Origin of the sequence: Lactococcus sp. S64, from assembly GCF_016516525.1 — a bacterium.
GTDB lineage: Bacteria > Bacillota > Bacilli > Lactobacillales > Streptococcaceae > Lactococcus > Lactococcus lactis.
Map to the genome: position 1 here is coordinate 106,797 of NZ_JACVUQ010000006.1, position 20,682 is coordinate 127,478.

Consider the following 20,682-nt stretch of genomic DNA (forward strand, 5'->3'; position numbering starts at 1 on the left):
TTTAATTTTATTAATTAATCTAATGTTTGCCAACCTTCACGAATATTTGATATCACCTTCGTCCTTGGTTCAGGCGCATTTATTGAAGTTCCCACATAAGTCCAACCCAATTGCCGAATTAACCTGATAACCTTAATCTGAGCTGAGCTAATGTTTTTATAATTGGCTATATTTCTATCGTCTGAGTCTGAAAACATTAAGTCTGAAGGCCCTGCAAAAGAATAATCAGCCAAAGTTCCATCGGTATTATACTGACCCGAATGACTTAAACCCAAGGCATGGCCCAATTCATGCATGATAATATCGGTGGCTTGGATATTATTTTGTGAAGCTTCGGTGATAACGCTAGAATAACCTGTATTATTCAAGAAAATCATTATCTTTGAATTTCCAATACGTGTGCCTGGAATTTCGTTGCCATTTGCATCAATATTATAATAATATCCTCGACTTGTTGATGCCCACAAGCCATCATTGAGAGGAGTTTCATTAAAATTCACATTTATATCTGTATCAGATTGAGAAGGAGTATCTGCAAAAAGTCCTGGTATAGCAGCATTCCATCTATTAATAGCATTTTGAATAGTTGCTGCTAAAGGGTCATCAGGAGCAACATACCATTTTATCGCACTATTGACTCCTGAACCTTTTAAACTTTCGTAGGCTGTTTTAATGCCATCTGGTCCATAACTTAGCGCTCTTTTATCAACCCAAAACCAATTAATATCGTCATTTGAAATAGATACTGCAGTAATAATCGTTCCGTCAGTTCCCAGCAGTGTTTCTTCTTGAGAGGCGATATAATAGTTGCCCACTTGATTGAAAGAGTTGTCTATTGGTTGGTCGTAGTTTCCAAATTGACCACTAAATAAAGTATAGTTACTAGTTGTAGGCTTTATCGTTACAATACGACTTCCATCACTTTGAAAATCTTGCCAATAACTATTATCTTTAGTGTCGATTGTATACTTCTGTGTTGAAGTTACGGAGTATTGGTTGATTAAAGCTTGTTTATCTATCCAGTATGTATTTCCATTATTAAGTTGAATTTGAACCCAACTTCCATGTGAAGAGGTAACACTCTCTTGCAATATTTTTACAACTTGTCCATCAAATTGTTTATCAGAACTACTGCCTACTGGCCAAATCGTTTGGTCACTTGTCATTACAGGACCCTCTTGATATAAATTACTATTGTCACCAGTTGCTTTAAAATTAATTTGTAAAGTACCTGTTAATATTTTACTAGATAGGATTTTGTCGAAACTGTCTAAACTCAATCCAGCTTTATCCATCCAATAACTTGTACCGTTGGATAAATTTATGAATACCCAAGTTACACCGTTATTTGTCGTTTCTTCTTTGGAGATGTAGACTTTCTGATTATTATAGTTTTTTGCAAGCGTGTTTGAAAAAATTGTATTATAAGTTGTAAAATATGGACTTGGAGAATATAAGCCATCAGAACGTGTAGCTTGATTTATTGTTGCTGGATAATCCACATTTTGAGAGGATATTATTGAATAATATCCATAAAGTGACGTTCCGTTTTTATCTATCCAATAAGTAGTATTATCCTTAAAATGAATTTGTAACCAGGTCACACTATTCCCGCTTGTAACTTCCTCATTAGTTACATAAGCATATTGATTATCATAGTTTTTAGCTAAAGTGTTAGAAACGGAAGTTTCTAAACTAGTATAATATGGAGTAGAGATGTACAAACCGTCATTACGGTTATTTTGTTGAATTTTTATAGGATAATCGACTGTTTTTGTTGAAATTACAGTATTATATGTCGTTGCTCCCCAAACTTTTTGTGCCAATAATATCAAACACAGGCAACTTACTAGATAGAGGATAGCAACTTTAATTAATGATTTCATAAGATTCTTCCTCAAATTTTTTATAACTTTACAAAAAAGCACTGACGAATTCCATCAGCACTTTTTAACAGCAATTTGAAAATTAATGTAAACTCGTAATTAAATAGTTCTGAAACGATAAATTTTAGCAATTTTGCCAAAAAGTTCAGGGACTTCGGCAAGGCTTCCAGCATCACGGCTTAGACAAGTAAGCTTTTCATCTTTTACTGAAAGCTTGGCAAAATGGTCATGTTGCAACAAGAAATTATGGATCAGCTCTGCAAAATTTGCGTCAGTAAATTTTACAAAAAGTAAATCTCCATTACCAGGAGCTTCCGCATCTAAAGGACCCCCAACGAGTTCAAAAACTGCATCGTAATCATCAGGAAGTTGCTTTGTGAGCAGTTTGATTGTTTTGCGGCTTTCTTGTAGCGCCCAAGTATTATCACCACAAAATACAAATTGTTCAGTACTCAAAGAAATGGGCTCTCTTTCAAGAAGTTCAAGCTCATCAATTCGATTTTGAATATAATTTAACAAGTTTTGTTTATTATCTAATGTAAGATATTCAAACAAAAGCTTTGCCTTATTATAACTGTACTTGTCATCTTTACCAAGAAGGTATTCAGTTGTGACATTAAAATAATCAGCAATTTCTGTCAATCTTTTGGCAGAAGGTTCTTTTCCCAAGCGATAATTAGCAAGGGCGTTTCTGGGATATCTCAACTCTCTTTCGACCTGGTTGAAAGATTTCTGAGAATCAATAACTAAAGTTTTTAGACGGTCATAGAACATTAAAATCACCTCAACATGTATTGAATAAATATTTTTAATATTTGTAACGAATACATTATATCATATAGTTATTAGATATAAAATACCTAAAACTTAAAAAAATAGCAATATTTAAGTTAAAAACTTAATTGTTGCAAATTCGTTAACAAAATTGACATCTATAGCGTTATATGGTATTATAAAAGTAATCATAGGAATACTCAATATGCTTTTTGAGAAGAGAAAGGGAAAAATTGAAAGAAATTTATGACAAAATCCAAGACATAAATATTATTTTGAAAAGATCATTTATTGACCTTGGAAAACCACTAGCTTATCAAGAGGTGGTAGAAAAAAGTGCCAAAGTTTTAGAGTCTAGCCTTTTTATCATAGATACCAAACGAAATTGTTTAGGTTATGGTTTTACTGATTCTGATAATTCTTATCAGGATGATATAAACCTCCAAAATTTTTTTATCTATCAAAAAATATCAAAAGATATCTCTAGTCAACTATTAAATCACTACGAAATGAGCGCAAGCCTACCAATGGCCCAATCAATTTTAGAACCAGTGAAAGAAATTTCGAGCAAATTTCCAAATAAATTTCTCAGCTTTCTCCCTATAGAAGGAAATCATTTGAGATTGGGAACCCTTTTTCTACTGACAGATTCTCCTCTGGAAGAAGAAAAGAGAATATTGGTAGATTTTTTATCAACATTCATAGGGAATCAAATGTCTTATATCATGCTGGCAGAACTGGAAGGGCAAAGACGAAATGAAACCTTTGTTTCTTTAGTTCAATCATTATCTCGTTCAGAATTAGAAGCATTTAAAAGCATCATTGAAAAAATAGAGCGTTAAACTAGAAAAAGCTTGAAAATTTTCATATAAAATAGTATAATAGAAATAATGGTTTGTCAGCAAAATCTGTGGGATATATTGTCCCCATAGGCTTTGTAAGCAACGAAACACTACTGTTTTCGTTGCTTTTTTGGCGTCTTTTATATTGAATAAACCAGAAAAGTTATAAAAAAGACAAACTACAGACTTTTCGGTTTTTTTAATTAAAAATTCATCAAAAACACAGACTTTTTTAATCAAATCTAAAAAATAGAGGAGAAAACACTTGGCAGGACATGACGTAAAATACGGTAAACACCGTACAAGACGCAGTTTTTCACGTATTAAAGAAGTAATCGGTTTGCCAAACCTCATCGAAGTTCAAACATTAAGTTATAAAAACTTCCTCGATGAAGGTCTTGCAAATGTCTTCAAAGAAATGTTTCCAATCGACAACTTTGCGGGTACAATGGAACTCGAATTTGTTGGTTATGAAATGAAAACCCCAAAATACACTGTTGAAGAAGCTCGCGCACATGACGCAAACTATTCAGCACCTATCTATGTAACCTTCCGTCTTGTAAATAAAGAAACTGGTGAATTAAAAACACAAGAAGTCTTCTTTGGTGACTTCCCACTCATGACTGAAATGGGGACATTTATCAATAACGGTTCAGAACGTTTGATCGTTAGCCAATTGGTACGTAGTCCTGGTTCATACTTCCATCTTAAAGCTGATAAAAACGGTCTTGAAAGTTTTGGACATACAACAATTCCTAACCGTGGAGCTTGGTTTGAGTTAGATACAGATGCTAAAGGCATTGGTTATGTTCGTATTGACCGTACACGTAAATTAACTTTTACAACTATGCTTCGTGCGCTTGGTTTTGGTTCAGATGAAGAAATCCTTGAATTGTTGGGAGAAACTCAACTTTTAACAGACACTATTGCAAAAGATGTTCATAAAAACCCAGCTGACACGCGTGTAGAAGAAGCGCTCAAAGACATCTATGACCGCTTGCGTCCAGGAGAACCTAAAACAGCAGATAGCTCACGTGGCTTGCTTGTTGCTCGTTTCTTCGATCCAAAACGTTATGACTTCGCACCTGTTGGACGTTACAAATTTAACAAGAAATTAGCGCTTAAAAATCGTTTGCTTGGTTTGACTTTGGCTGAACCAATTGTTGACCCAGAAACTGGTGAAATTCTTGTTAATACAGATACTCTTGTTACTCGTGATGTGCTTGATTTAATCGAACCATTGCTTGATAACGGTCTTGGAAACTTTGTTGTTGAACCATCTGACGACGCTGTAATTCCAGAACCAATTACTTTGCAAAGTATCAAAGTTTATTCACCTAAAGATCCAGAACGTGTTGTTACATTACTCTCAAATGGTAATCCTGATGCAGAATGCCGTGTCTTGACACCAGCCGATGTGATTTCAAATATCAGCTACTGGCTTGGTCTTGCTGAAGGAATTGGTAAAGTGGACGATATTGACCACTTAGGTAACCGTCGTATCCGTTCAGTAGGTGAATTGCTTCAAAACCAAGTACGTATCGGACTTTCACGTATGGAACGTGTGATTCGCGAACGTATGTCATCTTCAGAAAATGAAAACATCACACCACAAGGTTTGATTAACATTCGTCCTGTAACAGCTTCAATTAAAGAATTCTTTGGTTCATCACAATTGTCACAATTTATGGACCAACACAATCCTTTATCTGAGCTTTCACACAAACGTCGTTTTTCTGCCTTAGGACCTGGTGGTATCTCACGTGACCGTGCTTCATATGAAGTACGTGACGTTCACTATACTCACTATGGCCGTATGTGTCCTATTGAAACACCTGAAGGACCAAACATCGGTTTGATTAACAACTTGTCATCATATGCCAAAGTAAACGAATATGGTTTCATCATGTCACCATACCGTCGTGTTGACCGTGTGAACGGTGTGGTTACTGACGAAGTTGAATATTTAACTGCCGATGAAGAAGACAACTATACTGTTGCCCAAGCAAACTCACCATTGACTGAAGATAGCCGCTTTGCTAACGAAACAGTTATGGCTCGTCATACTGGTAACAATATTGAAGTTGAAGCTTCAACAGCAGACTATATGGACGTTTCACCTAAACAGGTTATCGCCGTTGCTGCTGCATGTATTCCATTCTTGGAAAACGATGACTCCAACCGTGCCCTCATGGGTGCCAACATGCAACGTCAAGCAGTTCCATTGATTGACCCACATGCACCTTGGATTGGTACTGGTATGGAACATCAAACTGCTCGTGACTCAGGTGCTGCACTTCTTGCAAAACATGCTGGTGTTGTTGAGTATGTTGATGGTAATGAAATTCGTGTTCGTCGTACTTCTGGTGAACTTGATATTTACAATATTACAAAATATCGTCGTTCAAACTCAGGAACTTCGTATAACCAACGTCCATTGGCTCGACTTGGAGAAAAAGTTGAGAAAGGGGACATCATTGCTGATGGACCTTCTATGGAAAATGGAGAAATGGCCCTTGGTCAAAATCCACTTGTTGCTTATATGACTTGGGAAGGTTATAACTTCGAGGATGCGGTAATTATGTCAGAACGTTTGATTAAAGACGACGTTTATACATCAATTGCCATCGAAGAATATGAATCAGAAACACGCGATACAAAACTTGGCCCTGAAGAAATTACTCGTGAAATTCCAAACGTTGGGGATGAAGCACTCAAAAACCTTGATGAATCAGGAATTATCCGTATTGGTGCTGAAGTTAAAGATGGCGACTTGCTTGTTGGTAAAGTAACTCCTAAAGGTGAAACTGATCCAACACCAGAAGAACGTTTGCTTCGTGCAATCTTTGGTGAAAAAGCTCGTGAAGTTCGTGATACATCACTTCGTGTTCCTCACGGAGGTGGCGGTATTGTTCATGACGTTCGTGTATTTACACGCGAAAATGGTGATGAATTGCCATCAGGTGTGAATAAACTTGTTCGTGTCTTCATTGCTCAAAAACGTAAGATTCACGTTGGGGATAAAATGGCCGGACGTCATGGTAATAAAGGGGTTGTTTCAAATATCGTTCCAATGGAAGATATGCCTTACTTACCAGATGGTACACCTATTGATATCATGTTGAACCCACTTGGGGTACCATCACGTATGAATATCGGACAAGTTATGGAGCTCCATTTAGGTATGGCTGCTCGTACACTTGGAATTCACATTGCAACTCCAGTGTTTGATGGAGCATCTGATGAAGATATCTGGGATACCGTTAAAGAAGCTGGAATGGCTGATGATGCGAAAACAGTCCTTTATGACGGACGTACTGGTGAACCATTTGATAACCGAATTTCAGTCGGTGTCATGTACATGATTAAACTTCACCACATGGTTGATGATAAACTCCATGCTCGTTCAGTTGGTCCTTACTCACTCGTTACACAACAACCGCTCGGTGGTAAAGCGCAGTTCGGTGGACAACGTTTTGGGGAAATGGAAGTTTGGGCACTTGAAGCCTATGGTGCTGCCAATGTTCTTCAAGAAATCTTGACTTACAAATCAGATGACGTGATTGGACGTACGCGCGCTTATGAAGCTATTGTTAAAGGTGAACGTATTCCTAAACCAGGTCTTCCTGAATCATTCCGCGTATTGGTTAAAGAGTTACAATCACTTGGTCTTGATATGAAAGTCCTTGATGCTGACCGTAATGTTCTTGACTTACGTGAATTGGATGAAGATGAAGTAATGACTCGTCCAGATAATACAGAAATTACTCCTGAAATGCTTGAAGCACAGGAAGCTATTGTTGCACAAGCAGAAGCTGAAGAAGAAGCTTTGATTAACGCTAATACTGAAAAATAAGATTTTGTAATTAATATTTTGAGATAGATTTACTGACAAAAATTTCTGTCAGTAAATCTCTAATCTCATAATCGTCTAGCGTTAAATTTATTAGAAGTGGAGAAAGAATTGGTTGATGTAAATAAATTTGAGAGTATGCGTATTGGTATCGCATCTCCACAAAAAATTCGTTACTGGTCGTTCGGTGAAGTTAAAAAACCAGAAACAATTAACTATCGTACACAAAAACCTGAACGTGAAGGACTCTTTGATGAACGTATTTTCGGTCCTCAAAAAGACTGGGAATGTGCTTGTGGAAAACTTAAAGGTGTTTTCTACAAAAATCAAGTCTGTGAACTTTGTGGTGTCCAAGTAACAACTGCAAAATCACGTCGTGAACGTATGGGACATATTGAGCTTGCTGCTCCAATTTCACACATTTGGTACTTCAAAGGAATTCCATCACGTATGGGACTTGCTCTTGATATGAGTCCACGTGCACTTGAAGAAGTGATTTACTTTGCAAGTTATGTTGTGATTGATCCTAAAGAAACTGATCTTGAGAAGAAACAACTCTTGACTGAACGTGAATATCGTGAACAACTTTTGAAAAATGGTTTTGGTTCATTCGTTGCAAAAATGGGTGCTGAAGCGATTCAAGATTTGTTGAACGATGTTGATATTGATAAAGAAGTTTCTGAACTCAAAGAAGAGCTCAAAACAGTTACTGGACAACGTCGTGTAAAAATTATTCGTCGTTTGGACGTTTTGTCAGCTTTCAGAAAATCAGGAAATGCTTTATCTTGGATGGTCTTAAACGTATTACCAGTTATTCCACCAGATTTGCGTCCAATGGTTCAATTAGATGGTGGACGTTTTGCCACATCTGACTTGAATGACTTATACCGTCGTGTTATTAACCGTAATAACCGTTTGAAACGTTTGATGGAACTTAATGCTCCAAATATTATCGTTCAAAATGAAAAACGGATGCTTCAAGAAGCTGTTGATACTTTGATTGACAATGGTCGTCGTGGTCGTCCAATCACTGGTGCTGGTAACCGCCCATTGAAATCTCTTTCACACATGTTGAAAGGGAAACAAGGACGTTTCCGTCAAAACTTGCTTGGTAAACGTGTTGACTATTCTGGACGTTCAGTTATCGCTGTAGGTCCAACACTCAAAATGTACCAATGTGGTGTTCCGCGTGAAATGGCGATTGAGTTGTTCAAACCATTCGTAATGGCTCAACTTGTTAAGAAAGAATTGGCTGCTAATATTCGTGCGGCTAAACGTAAAGTTGAACGTCAAGATTCTGATGTTTGGGATGTACTTGAAACAGTTGTTAAAGAACACCCTGTTCTTCTTAACCGCGCACCTACGCTTCACCGTTTGGGGATTCAAGCTTTTGAACCAGTCTTAATTGATGGTAAAGCCATCCGTCTTCACCCACTTGCTTGTGAAGCCTATAACGCCGACTTTGACGGTGACCAAATGGCCATTCACTTGCCATTGTCTGAAGAAGCACAAGCTGAAGCACGTCTTTTGATGCTTGCTGCTGAACATATCTTGAACCCTAAAGATGGTAAACCAGTTGTTACACCATCTCAAGATATGGTCCTTGGTAACTACTATCTTACGATGGAAGAAAAAGGTCGTGAAGGCGAAGGAATGATTTTTTCAACTCCTGAAGAAGTTGAAATTGCAATGCGTAATGGTTATGTACATTTACATACTCGTATCGGTATCGCAACAAAATCACTCAACAAACCTTGGACAGAAAACCAAAAAGATAAAATCTTGGTAACCACTGTTGGTAAAGTTATTTTCAACTCAATCATTCCTGAAGGAATGCCTTACTTGAACGAACCAACTGATGTTAACTTGACAACTTCAACTGATGACCGTTTCTTTATGGATGCTGGTCAAGATATCAAAGAAGTTTTGGCTGGAATTGATACTGTTCGTCCATTCAAAAAAGGATATCTTGGAAATATCATCGCTGAAGTCTTCAAACGTTACCGTACAACAGCTACATCTGAGTACCTTGACCGCTTGAAAGACCTTGGTTACCACCAATCTACTTTGGCTGGTTTGACTGTGGGTATCGCTGATATCCCTGTTGTTGAAGATAAACATAAAATCATCGATGCTGCACACAAACGTGTGGAACAAATCACTAAACAATTCCGTCGTGGTTTGATTACTGATGATGAACGTTATAACGCTGTTACAGGTGTTTGGCGTGATGCAAAAGAAGCCCTTGAAAAACGATTGATTGATGAACAGGATTTGACAAACCCAATCGTTATGATGATGGACTCTGGAGCCCGTGGTAATATCTCTAACTTCTCTCAACTTGCTGGTATGCGTGGTTTGATGGCCGCTCCTAATGGTAAAATCATGGAATTGCCTATCATCTCAAACTTCCGTGAGGGTCTTTCTGTCTTGGAAATGTTCTTCTCAACTCACGGTGCCCGTAAAGGGATGACCGATACGGCCCTTAAGACAGCCGACTCTGGTTATCTTACTCGTCGTTTGGTTGACGTTGCCCAAGATGTTATCATTCGTGAAGACGACTGTGGAACTGACCGTGGACTTGTAATTTCTGATATTGCTACTGGTAAAGAAATGGTTGAACCACTCTTTGAACGTTTGGTAGGTCGTTATACTCGTAAATCAGTGCTTCATCCAGAAACTGGTGAAATGATTATTGCTGACGACACTTTGATTTCTGAAGATGTTGCCCGTAAAATTATCGATGCTGGTGTTAAAGAAGTAACTATCCGTTCAGTATTTACATGTAAAACTCCACATGGTGTATGTAAACATTGTTATGGTATCAACTTGGCAACAGGTGATGCTGTTGAAGTTGGTGAAGCTGTTGGTACAATCGCCGCTCAATCAATCGGTGAACCTGGTACTCAGTTGACAATGCGTACATTCCACACGGGTGGTGTTGCGTCAAGTTCAGATATCACTCAAGGTTTGCCTCGTGTTCAAGAAATCTTTGAAGCACGTAACCCTAAAGGGGAAGCAATCATCACTGAAGTAACTGGTACAGTTGAATCAATCGTTGAAGATCCTGCTACACGTACTCGTGAAATTACTGTTAAAGGTAAAACAGACACTCGTAGCTACACTGTAGGTATGGCTGATGTCTTGATGGTTGAAGAAGGTGAATTTATTCACCGTGGTGCACCTTTGATTCAAGGTTCTATCGAACCTAAACACTTGCTTCAAGTTCGTGATGCCTTGTCAGTTGAAACTTACTTGCTCGGTGAAGTACAAAAAACTTACCGTTCACAAGGGGTTGAAATTGGTGACAAACACATCGAGGTAATGGTTCGCCAAATGCTTCGTAAAGTTCGTGTCATGGATAATGGTTCAACTGATATCCTTCCAGGTACTTTGATGGATATTTCTGACTTTGAAGCTTTGAATGAAACTGCACTCTTGAATGGTGAAATGCCTGCAACTGGTCGTCCAGTCTTGATGGGTATTACTAAAGCCTCTCTTGAAACAAATTCATTCTTGTCAGCTGCATCATTCCAAGAAACAACTCGTGTCCTTACTGATGCCGCAATTCGTGGTAAAGAAGATCACTTGCTTGGTTTGAAAGAAAATGTTATTATCGGTAAGATTATTCCTGCTGGTACAGGTATGTTCCGTTACCGTAACATTGAACCTTTAGCTGATTTAACAAATGCTCCAGAAGTAGAAGAAGTTGAAACAGAAACTGTGGAAAACTAATTTTAAATCTAGAAAATAAATAAAAATTACTGACAGAATTTCTGTCAGTAATTTTTTTATTTTTGTCAGTAACTTTTTTTATTAAATTTACTGACAAAATCATTAAAAACATAAAATCTCTGTCATTTTTGGTAAAATAATTCTATGACTTATTATCTCCTTGCAAATCCCAATTCTGGTGCAGGTAAAGGTGCGCGGACTTTGGAGACTTTGATTCCATATTTGGAAAAAAATAATTATGAATATCGACTTTTTAAAACTAAAGCTGCTGGAGAAGAAGGCGCTTTGGTCAGACAAATATTAGACCTTAAAAATCCGAATGACCACTTAGTTATTATTGGTGGGGATGGTACCATTTCACTTGTCATTAATGAACTTCCAGAAGAAGAGGCCTTTTCTTATATTCCTTCAGGTTCTGGCAATGATTTCGCCAGAAGTTTAAAGTTGAAACTTGACCCAATTGAATCTTTTGAAGCTGCTCGTAGAGGAATTAATCATGAGATTTTTATCATGAATTATCAATCTAAAGGATTGAGTGGCTATGCTCTAAATAATATTGGAATTGGTTTAGATGCAACTATCGTGAAATCTGCCAATGAAGGAAAGCTTAAACAAGTGCTTAACAAATTGAAATTGGGAAGTTTTTCATATATTTTGACTGCCTTGCACGTTTTGATAACTAAAAAACCATTTCCAGCTTTAATTGAAGTAGAAAATCAAGAAATTTCACTAGAAAATGCCTTTCTGATGACTTTTACCAAACATCCATACTTTGGAGGTGGAGTAAAAATTTCTCCTGAGGCCACCAATGAAAATGCAGATATTCACCTTGTTGAATATAATAAACATCATTTATTACGGACTTTTTCATTAATTCCAAGTGTTCTTCGTGGAATGCATTTAAAACATCCTTTATTTTTACACCGAGTGAGTCCTCAGTTTTCTGTAGAATTAGCAGAAAGTCAACCAGTCCAAATTGATGGAGAAATTCATGAGTTAGTTGCTGCTGACAGACTTTCAATCAGTACTGAAAGAAGAATGATTATTTACTGACAGAATAAAAAAACTCCAATTATGGAGTTTTTATTTATTTTCAATTAATTATTATACAATAATTGTTGTATTTTTATACTTTTTATATTATAATTATGCTATTGTTTTTTTATAAAAATAGAAATTATAAAACAGAAAAGAGAAAATATGAACTTTGATTTTTTACCGAAATATCTGCCCTATTTTAATGACGGGATGATTGTCACAATTTTGATTTCAGCTTTCGTGGTTTTGATTGGAACACTCTTAGGGATTGTCACAGCCCTTGCCAAGATTTCTAAAATTGCTCCATTGCGCTGGTTGGCAAATATCTATATTGAAATTTTCCGTGGAACACCAATGCTCGTTCAAATTATGCTTGGTTTTGGCTTAATGGGAAGTCTATCTTTACCAACCTTTCAAGTTGGGATTTTACAACAAGATTTGGGGCGCTTGATTCCAGGGATTATTGTAATCTCATTGAATTCGGGGGCTTATATGGCGGAAATTGTTCGGGCTGGAATTGAAGCTGTTCCTCTTGGTCAAAAAGAAGCAGCCTATTCATTAGGAATTCGGCCAAGACAAGCGATGGCAACCGTTATTTTACCTCAGGCTTTGAGAAACATTCTACCAGCCGTCGGCAATGAATTTGTGACAATTATCAAGGACAGCTCGCTTCTTTATACAATTGGGGTAATGGAAGTTTTCAATGGTGCACAAACAGTAGCAAATTTGACTTATCAAACCATCAGCCCGATGTTATTTGTAGCTCTCTACTATTTTGTAGTCACTTTTGTTGTCAGTCGCTTACTTGTTTTATTTGAAAAGAAACTCGGGAAAGGATATGCAAAATAATGAATGAATATTTAATCGAAATAAAAAATCTGCATAAATATTTTGGAAAAAATGAAGTCTTAAAAGGACTTGATATCCAAATAAAAAAAGGGGAAGTTGTTGTGATGATTGGCCCCTCTGGTTCTGGGAAATCAACTTTTTTAAGAACGATGAACTTATTAGAAAAGCCAACAGATGGTCAAGTCTATTTTGAAGGAGTTAATATTGCTGATAAATCAGTGGATGTCTTCAAACACCGAGAAAAAATGGGGATGGTTTTTCAACAATTTAATCTATTTCCTAATATGACAGTCCTTGAAAATCTATGTTTGGCTCCAGTTAAAACGGGTAAAATGACCAAAGAAGAAGCTAAAAAAACGGCGAAAGATTTACTTCAAAGAGTTGGACTCTCAGATAAAGCAGAGGCTTATCCACAAGCATTGTCAGGTGGGCAACAACAAAGGGTAGCTATTGCTCGTGCTTTAGCCATGAACCCAGATGTGATGCTTTTTGATGAACCAACATCAGCACTTGACCCTGAAATGGTTGGTGAAGTTTTAGCCGTGATGCAAGAACTTGCCAAAGAAGGCATGACAATGGTTGTTGTAACCCATGAAATGGGATTTGCTAAAACAGTTGCTGACAGAGTTTTGTTCATTGCTGATGGGACAATTGTTGAGCAAGGAAAACCGGCTCAAGTTTTTGATTCACCAAAAGAAAAAAGAACACAAGACTTTTTAGCAAAAGTCCTATAATTTAAAAGCTTATAGTTAAAGAGAATATCAAAAAAACGGCATGTCTGCTGTTTTTTTTCTGGTCTGTGGTATAATACTAATAAGACTGGTAAAGTGATAGAAGACAAATTATAGAAAAGAGAAAACAAAATGAAATATGAGGATATAAACGAAAATACTATAAAAATCACCTTGTCTTTTGATGATTTGACAGATTATGATATCAAATTATCAGACTTTTTCGGAAATCAAGAAGTCATTGAACAATTTTTCTATGAATTGGTTGATGAGCTTGGTTTAGAAAATCGCTTTGGAAATGTGGGAATGTTAACTTTCCAAATCCAACCTTTTCCTCAAGGTGTTCATATGATTGTTCATGAAGAAGCGATGCTAGGTGAAGGTGGAGAAATTCCAGATGACCCAGAAGAGTTTGAAGAATTGATGACTGGTTTTTATAATAAATTAAATGAAATAGGGGCAGATATGGCGCGCGAGCGAGGAATTACTGATTTTAAACCTGGGCTTGGTTTACCAGGAACAAAAAAAGACGAAGCTGAACAAGAGCCAGATTTTATTTATTACTCTATTCGTTATGAAGATATTATGTCTGTCTTAACAGGAATAAAAAATGTGAAGTTTGCTGATGAAGAATCAGAGTTTTATCGTTATGATGGCAATTTTTATCTTGTTGTTTTGGATAATCAAAAAGAAAAAGGCAAGATGCATGTTGAAAGTACCCGTTCACGAATGATGGAATATGGGGAAGCAACAAAAATGAGTCGAGAATTTTTGCAGGAGTATGGTGAATGTCTTATCGCGACACGTGCTTTAGATGTTCTTAGAAAAATCTAAATATGGTTGATACATTAAAAGAAATCCCCTTTGCACTTAAGTTTCTAATTGTTATTATTATCACTTTTGGTATCTCTGTGATTTTAACGCCAATTATGACTTTTGTGTCCAAAGCAATTGGTGCGGTGGACAAGCCTAACGAGCGTCGTGTGAATAAAAAACCAATGCCCTCTGCTGGAGGTTTGGTCATTTTCATTGCTTTTGCGATTGCGACCTTGTTTATTCTGCCACATATTGTTCATAACCAGCCTCCCATTCATTCGCAACCTCCAGTACATGGCGCAAGTCATCAGCCAATTCAGCTAGTCAGCTATTTTAGCTACATTTGGCCCTTTATTGTTGGTGCTGGAATTGTTGTTTTGACTGGTTTGATTGATGATATAAAAGAAATTTCACCTAAAATGAAACTTTTAGGATTGACAGTTGCGGCGAGTTTTATCTGGTTCTTTACCAACGCCCGCTTTGATAATTTAAAAATTCCTTTCGGGGGACCTTTACTAATCTTTCCTGCTTGGTTATCCTTTATTTTTACCGTTTTTTGGATACTTGCGATTACTAATGCAATAAATTTAATTGACGGATTGGACGGACTAGCAAGTGGAGTATCAATTATTTCACTGACAACAATGGGAATTGTTTCTTACTTTTTCTTACCAAGTCCAAATGTATTTTTACCGATTACCATTTTTATAATGGTGGCTGCAATTATGGGATTCTTTCCTTATAATTATCATCCAGCGATTATTTATCTGGGAGATACGGGAGCCCTATTCCTTGGTTTTATCATCTCGGTTGCTTCTTTGCAAGGATTAAAGAATGCAACGGCTGTAGCCGTTTTGACTCCTTTACTAATTTTAGGAGTACCAATTACGGATACAATTATGGCAATGGTTCGTCGGAAACTTAATCGTCAATCGATTGCAACGGCTGATAAACGACATCTTCACCATCGCCTAATGGCACTTGGTTTTACTCATCGTGGAGCTGTTCTAGTCATTTATGGAATTGCATCAATATTTGCATTTATCTCCATTCTTTTGCAATTTTCAAGTCGTATCGGTGGGATTCTCTTAGTGATTGCTTGTCTCTTTGGATTGGAAATATTTATTGAACTTGTTGGAATTCTAGGCGAAAATCGGCAGCCAGTCTTAAAAGCACTGAAATTTGTTGGAAATTCTAGTTATCGTGATAAAGTTCTCCATTCTGATGAAGATGCAGATATAGATGAAAATGAAGAAGATATTGAAAATCATTCAATGATAGATGAGGAAATTGATGAACCAACACAAGAATTCCCAATTCAAAATTATCGTAGAAGTCGAAATAAAAAATAAGAAAAACCTCTAATTTTAGAGGTTTTTTGATATCTAAAAATGCCTGTTGTCATTTATTATTTATATTGCGATTAATAAAAATAATGTATGCGAAAATAACAAATTTTGTCAATTTTTTGTTAGAATAGAGACTATAAATGTCAAATACAATTGACAATTCAAAGGAGCGAAAAAATGGCTACACTTGAAATTAAAAATCTTCATGTGGCGATTGAAGATAAAGAGATTCTCAAAGGGGTCAATCTAGTCATCAACACCAATGAAATCCATGCGATTATGGGACCTAATGGGACTGGTAAATCAACATTATCTGCTGCAATTATGGGAAATCCTAATTATAGCGTGACACAAGGAGAAGTTCTTTTTGACGGTCAAAACGTTTTAGAAATGAGCGTTGATGAAAGAGCTCGTCTTGGACTTTTCCTTGCCATGCAATATCCATCTGAAATTCCAGGAATTACGAATGCAGAATTTTTGCGAGCAGCAATGAATGCTAAACGTGCTGAGGATGACAAAGTTTCTGTTATGGAATTTATCAAAAAATTGGATAAAAATATGGAAGTTTTGAGCATGAAAGAAGAAATGGCTGAGCGCTATCTCAATGAAGGCTTTTCTGGTGGTGAAAAGAAACGTAATGAAATCCTTCAACTTTTGATGTTAGAACCAACTTTTGCTATTCTTGATGAAATTGACTCAGGACTTGATATTGATGCTTTAAAAGTTGTTGCTAAAGGTGTTAATTCAATGCGTGGTGAGAAATTTGGGGCATTGATTATTACCCACTATCAACGTTTGCTTGATTATATTACACCAGATGTTGTCCACATTATGATGGATGGTCGTGTGGTGAAAACAGGTGGCGCAGAACTAGCTAAACGTCTAGAAACTGAAGGATATGTCAATATCGCTGAGGAACTTGGATTAGAATATAAAGAAGAAGTTTAAGGAAAGGAGATAGTAAGTTATTTTTGCTTACTGACAGAGCTGTCAGTAAGTCTAAAGTTCATTAATTTACTGACAGAATGTTTTGTCTGCAAATTAGTGAACTCAGTTAAGAAAATGTAAACTTGCTAATATTAATTATGAATCAAGAAATCTTAAACTTTTCACAAATGCATGCTGAACCAGCTTGGTTATCAGATTTACGTCAAAAAGCTGCACTTGAATTTGAAAATCTAGAATTACCTAATATTGAACGAGTAAAAATTAATCGTTGGGGCTTAGACCATTTAACAATTTCTGAAAACGAAGAAATTGGATCTGTTCCTACTTTTACGGAAATTCCAAATCATCCTTTGCTTGTTCAAGCCGGAAGTCAAACAGTTATGGAACAAATGACACCAAATTTGGCTGAACAAGGCGTAATTTTCACAGATTTCAATTCAGCTTTAACCGAAATTCCTGAACTACTTGAGGAAAATTTTGGTTCTGTGGTTCCATTTAATGAAAGTCGTTTAACAGCAGCAAATACTGCGACATTTAATTCTGGATTAGTTCTTTATGTTCCAGATGGTGTGGAAGTTCTTGAACCCATTGAATCAATTTTGATGCAAGAGGGTTCATCAGAAGTTCCTTTTAATAAACGAATTTTAATTATCGTTGGAAAAAATGCCAAAGTTGACTACCTTGAACGTTTGGAAACAAGTGGCGAGCAAAGCTCAAAGGTAAAAGCAAATATTGTCGTTGAAGTGATTGCAAAAGCAGGGGCTCAAGTCAAATTTGCAGCCATTGACCGTTTAGGAGAAAATGTTACAGCTTCAGTTGTTCGTCGCGGATTGATTGGTGATAATGCAACAGTTGACTGGTCCGTTGGTGTCATGAATGACGGAAATGTTGTTGCTGACTTTGATAGTGACCTCAAAGGGAATGGTTCTCATTCACAAATTAAAGTGGTTGGGATTTCAACAGGTCATCAAACGCAAGGAATTGATACAAGAGTGACTAATTTTGGTCTAAATTCGGTTGGTCATATCTTGCAAAATGGTGTAATTCTTGATAAAGGAACTTTGACATTTAATGCCATTGGTCATATTATCAAAGGGGCGAAAAATGCGGATGCCCAACAATCTTCTCATGTTTTAATGCTTTCTGATAAAGGACGAGGAGATGCAAATCCAATTCTCTTGATTGATGAAAATGAAGTAACTGCGGGTCACGCAGCTTCTGTTGGTCAGGTAGATGAGGAAGATTTATTCTATCTTCAATCTCGTGGACTTGACGAAGAAACTGCTAAACGACTTGTTATTCGAGGATTTCTCGGTTCAGTTGTCAGTGAAATTCCTGTCAAATCAGTCCAAGCAGAATTTATTGAAACTATTGAAAGAAAGCTGGGCATGTAATGCTTGAAGGCATCAAAAAAGATTTTCCAGTATTGAATCAAATTGTTAATGATGAACCTTTGGTCTATTTGGACAATGCGGCAACGACTCAAAAACCTTTGAAGGTTTTGGCTGCGATAAAAGATTATTATGAAAATGATAATGCTAATGTCCACCGTGGTGTTCATACTTTGGCAGAACGAGCAACTGAAAAATACGAAGCGGCGCGTGAAAAAGTCCGTCAGTTTATCAATGCTAAATCAACAAAAGAGGTTTTGTTTACTAGAGGAACAACGACTTCAATCAACTGGGTTGCTCAATTTGCTGGGCAAATCTTAAAAACAGGGGATGAAATTGTCATTTCGATTATGGAACACCATTCTAATATTGTTCCCTGGCAAGAGGTTGCTAAGAAAACCGGAGCAATCTTAAAGTTTGTCTATCTTAAAGATGGTCAGCTAGATATGGATGATTTACGTAAAAAAATCACTAATCAAACTAAATTTGTATCGATTGCTCATGTTTCTAATGTATTAGGGACAATTAATCCAGTAGAAGAAATTACCAAAATTGCTCATGAACACGGTGCTTACATGGTGGTTGATGGTGCACAATCTACACCACATATGGCGATTGACCTTCAAAAAATGGATGTCGATTTCTTTGCTTTCTCAGGTCATAAAATGATGGGACCAACCGGAATTGGCGTTCTTTATGGCAAAGAAGAACTTCTAAATCAATTTGAACCTGTCGAATTTGGGGGAGAAATGATTGATTTTGTTTATGAAAGTCATTCAACATGGACAGAACTTCCTTGGAAATTTGAAGCTGGCACACCTAATATTGCGGGTGCTATTGCTTTAGGAGCTGCGATTGATTATATTCAAGAGCTTGGAATTGACCAAATTCATCAGCACGAAATTGAATTGATTGATTACCTAATGCCAAAACTTCAAGAAATTGAAGGCTTAAAGATTTATGGACCGAAAGATAATGTAAAAAGAGGCGGTCTAATTGCTTTTAATATTGAAGGACTTCATCCACATGACGTCGCAACTGCCCTTGATATGGAGGGGGTAGCTGTAAGAGCTGGTCACCATTGTGCTCAACCTTTATTGAATTATCTCGAAACTCCGGCAACTGCTAGAGCAAGCTTTTATCTTTATAATACAAAAGCAGATTGTGATAAATTAGTTGAAGCACTTAAAAAAACAAAGGAGTTTTTCAACCTTGATTAATATGCTTAATTGGGTCGCCTCCCTCCCACTTTGGTTGGCAACCACATTTTTATTTGTTGTTGTTTTCTTTAGAGCTCAATGTACTTTTTGGTTAGGAAAATTGAGTTATCATGGAATTTTGAAAACGAAGTGGGGCAAAAAACTTGAGAAAAATTCAGAGACTTCCGCTGGAATTTTAGCGATTCAAAAAATGGGTTGGCCAATTATTCCTCTGTCTTTTTTAACGGTCGGTTTTCAAACTGCTGTTCAATTTGGCGCTGGCCTAACAAATTGGTCTTGGTATAAATACACATTGGCTGCGATTCCAGGTTACTTAGCTTGGGGATTTATCTATGCCTCAGGAGGACTAAGCCTATTTCGTTCACTCGTTCAGGGTTCGATTGGCTTACTCATTCTATTTATCATCATCATTTTAGCTGTGGTAATTGCAGCAAACCTCGTCCTTCGTTATATTCGTAAAAATGGAATAAAAACGGATGATTAGAGAAAAAGAATAATCAAAAAGTTACTGACAGAAATTTTATAAGTCATTAAAGAAGGCTGTCAGTAACTTTTAGAATTTATTTTTATCAATATTAAAATAAAGAAAGTGTGAAAATGTGGCTTTATCTAAATTAGATAATCTATATCGTGCAGTAATTCTTGACCACTCATCAAATCCACGTCATGCTGGAGAATTACAGACAGGATGTATGGTTGACCTCAACAATCCAACCTGTGGTGATGTGATTCGCCTGACTGTTGAATTTGAAAATGATGTCATTTCAAACATTGCTTTTAGCGGTCATGGCTGCACAATCTCAACAGCTTCAGCTTCAATGATGACCGTTGCTGTTCTTGGAAAAACAAAAGAAGAAGCAAAAGAGTTGGCAACTATTTTTTCAGCAATGGTGACCGGTGAAACTGACGAACGACAAGAAAAACTTGGAGATGCTCAGTTTCTTGCAGGGGTTAGTAAATTTCCAGCTCGAGTAAAATGCTCCACTCTGGCTTGGAATGCCCTAAAAAAAGCCATTGATGTTGGTGAAGCACAAGAAACAGTAATTCATGGCGAATAGCTAAAAATTACTGACAGATTTTTTATCAGCAAATAAAAACTCGTCAGTAAAACTGATGAGCTTGTCAGTAGCGGCTGAAAAAAGCTTTTTATCAATGGATAAAGGACTTGTTAGTAAGGCTGACAAGTCTGTCAGTAAAAAGCGATTGAATTGAGCTTTTTATCAATGGATGAAGGATTTGTCAGCAAAGCT

At 36.8% G+C, this 20,682-nt stretch carries 15 protein-coding genes; 13 read left to right on the top strand and 2 right to left on the bottom strand.

Going from position 1 to position 20,682, the window contains the following annotated elements; translation table 11 throughout:
• Window positions 1-14: 14 nt before the first annotated feature.
• Window positions 15-1,886, bottom strand: a complete 1,872-nt coding sequence (locus IAE51_RS08265) for a GW dipeptide domain-containing protein (protein ID WP_200095162.1) — start codon at window positions 1,884-1,886, stop codon at window positions 15-17.
• Between the two features lie 99 nt (window positions 1,887-1,985).
• Window positions 1,986-2,660 carry a helix-turn-helix transcriptional regulator gene (locus IAE51_RS08270; protein ID WP_017864929.1) on the bottom strand — a complete coding sequence of 225 codons (675 nt, stop codon included), beginning with the start codon at window positions 2,658-2,660 and terminating at the stop codon, window positions 1,986-1,988.
• 233 nt (window positions 2,661-2,893) lie between these two features.
• On the opposite strand from IAE51_RS08270, the gene IAE51_RS08275 reads away from it, so the two are divergent.
• From IAE51_RS08275 to sufU, 13 genes are all read left to right on the top strand, one after another.
• Window positions 2,894-3,502 carry a transcriptional regulator gene (locus tag IAE51_RS08275; protein WP_200095164.1) on the top strand — a complete coding sequence of 203 codons (609 nt, stop codon included), beginning with the start codon at window positions 2,894-2,896 and terminating at the stop codon, window positions 3,500-3,502.
• Between the two features lie 265 nt (window positions 3,503-3,767).
• A complete protein-coding gene (gene rpoB / locus IAE51_RS08280; RefSeq protein WP_033899915.1) occupies window positions 3,768-7,358 on the top strand; it encodes a DNA-directed RNA polymerase subunit beta in 3,591 nt (1,196 codons plus the stop codon).
• Between the two features lie 108 nt (window positions 7,359-7,466).
• Window positions 7,467-11,090: a DNA-directed RNA polymerase subunit beta' gene (gene rpoC, locus IAE51_RS08285; protein WP_033899917.1), complete on the top strand. Its 3,624-nt coding sequence runs from the start codon at window positions 7,467-7,469 to the stop codon at window positions 11,088-11,090.
• 144 nt (window positions 11,091-11,234) lie between these two features.
• Window positions 11,235-12,143 (top strand): diacylglycerol kinase family protein, encoded by a 909-nt coding sequence (locus tag IAE51_RS08290; RefSeq protein WP_200095166.1) that lies wholly within the window; start codon window positions 11,235-11,237, stop codon window positions 12,141-12,143.
• A 147-nt stretch (window positions 12,144-12,290) separates the two neighbouring features.
• The gene (locus tag IAE51_RS08295; protein ID WP_004255158.1) at window positions 12,291-12,977 is read left to right on the top strand and encodes an amino acid ABC transporter permease; all 687 of its coding nucleotides are present in this window, start codon (window positions 12,291-12,293) and stop codon (window positions 12,975-12,977) included.
• Complete coding sequence (locus tag IAE51_RS08300) at window positions 12,977-13,711, top strand: amino acid ABC transporter ATP-binding protein (RefSeq protein ID WP_200095168.1); 735 nt, start codon at window positions 12,977-12,979, stop codon at window positions 13,709-13,711. The genes IAE51_RS08295 and IAE51_RS08300 overlap by 1 nt, the downstream gene beginning before the upstream one ends.
• A 129-nt stretch (window positions 13,712-13,840) precedes the next feature.
• On the top strand, window positions 13,841-14,542 hold the full coding sequence (locus tag IAE51_RS08305) for an adaptor protein MecA (RefSeq protein WP_004255173.1): 702 nt from the start codon (window positions 13,841-13,843) through the stop codon (window positions 14,540-14,542).
• Window positions 14,543-14,544: 2 nt separating this feature from the next.
• Complete coding sequence (locus IAE51_RS08310) at window positions 14,545-15,876, top strand: glycosyltransferase family 4 protein (protein ID WP_021722251.1); 1,332 nt, start codon at window positions 14,545-14,547, stop codon at window positions 15,874-15,876.
• A 174-nt stretch (window positions 15,877-16,050) separates the two neighbouring features.
• A complete protein-coding gene (gene sufC, locus IAE51_RS08315; RefSeq protein ID WP_004255181.1) occupies window positions 16,051-16,821 on the top strand; it encodes a Fe-S cluster assembly ATPase SufC in 771 nt (256 codons plus the stop codon).
• 137 nt (window positions 16,822-16,958) lie between these two features.
• On the top strand, window positions 16,959-18,215 hold the full coding sequence (gene sufD / locus IAE51_RS08320; RefSeq protein WP_200095170.1) for a Fe-S cluster assembly protein SufD: 1,257 nt from the start codon (window positions 16,959-16,961) through the stop codon (window positions 18,213-18,215).
• The gene (locus IAE51_RS08325; RefSeq protein WP_033899923.1) at window positions 18,215-19,432 is read left to right on the top strand and encodes a cysteine desulfurase; all 1,218 of its coding nucleotides are present in this window, start codon (window positions 18,215-18,217) and stop codon (window positions 19,430-19,432) included. The genes sufD and IAE51_RS08325 overlap by 1 nt, the downstream gene beginning before the upstream one ends.
• Before the next feature lies 1 nt (window position 19,433).
• Window positions 19,434-19,916: a hypothetical protein gene (locus IAE51_RS08330; protein WP_010906139.1), complete on the top strand. Its 483-nt coding sequence runs from the start codon at window positions 19,434-19,436 to the stop codon at window positions 19,914-19,916.
• Between the two features lie 115 nt (window positions 19,917-20,031).
• Complete coding sequence (gene sufU / locus IAE51_RS08335; RefSeq protein WP_004255197.1) at window positions 20,032-20,490, top strand: Fe-S cluster assembly sulfur transfer protein SufU; 459 nt, start codon at window positions 20,032-20,034, stop codon at window positions 20,488-20,490.
• The last annotated feature ends 192 nt before the right edge of the window (window positions 20,491-20,682 follow it).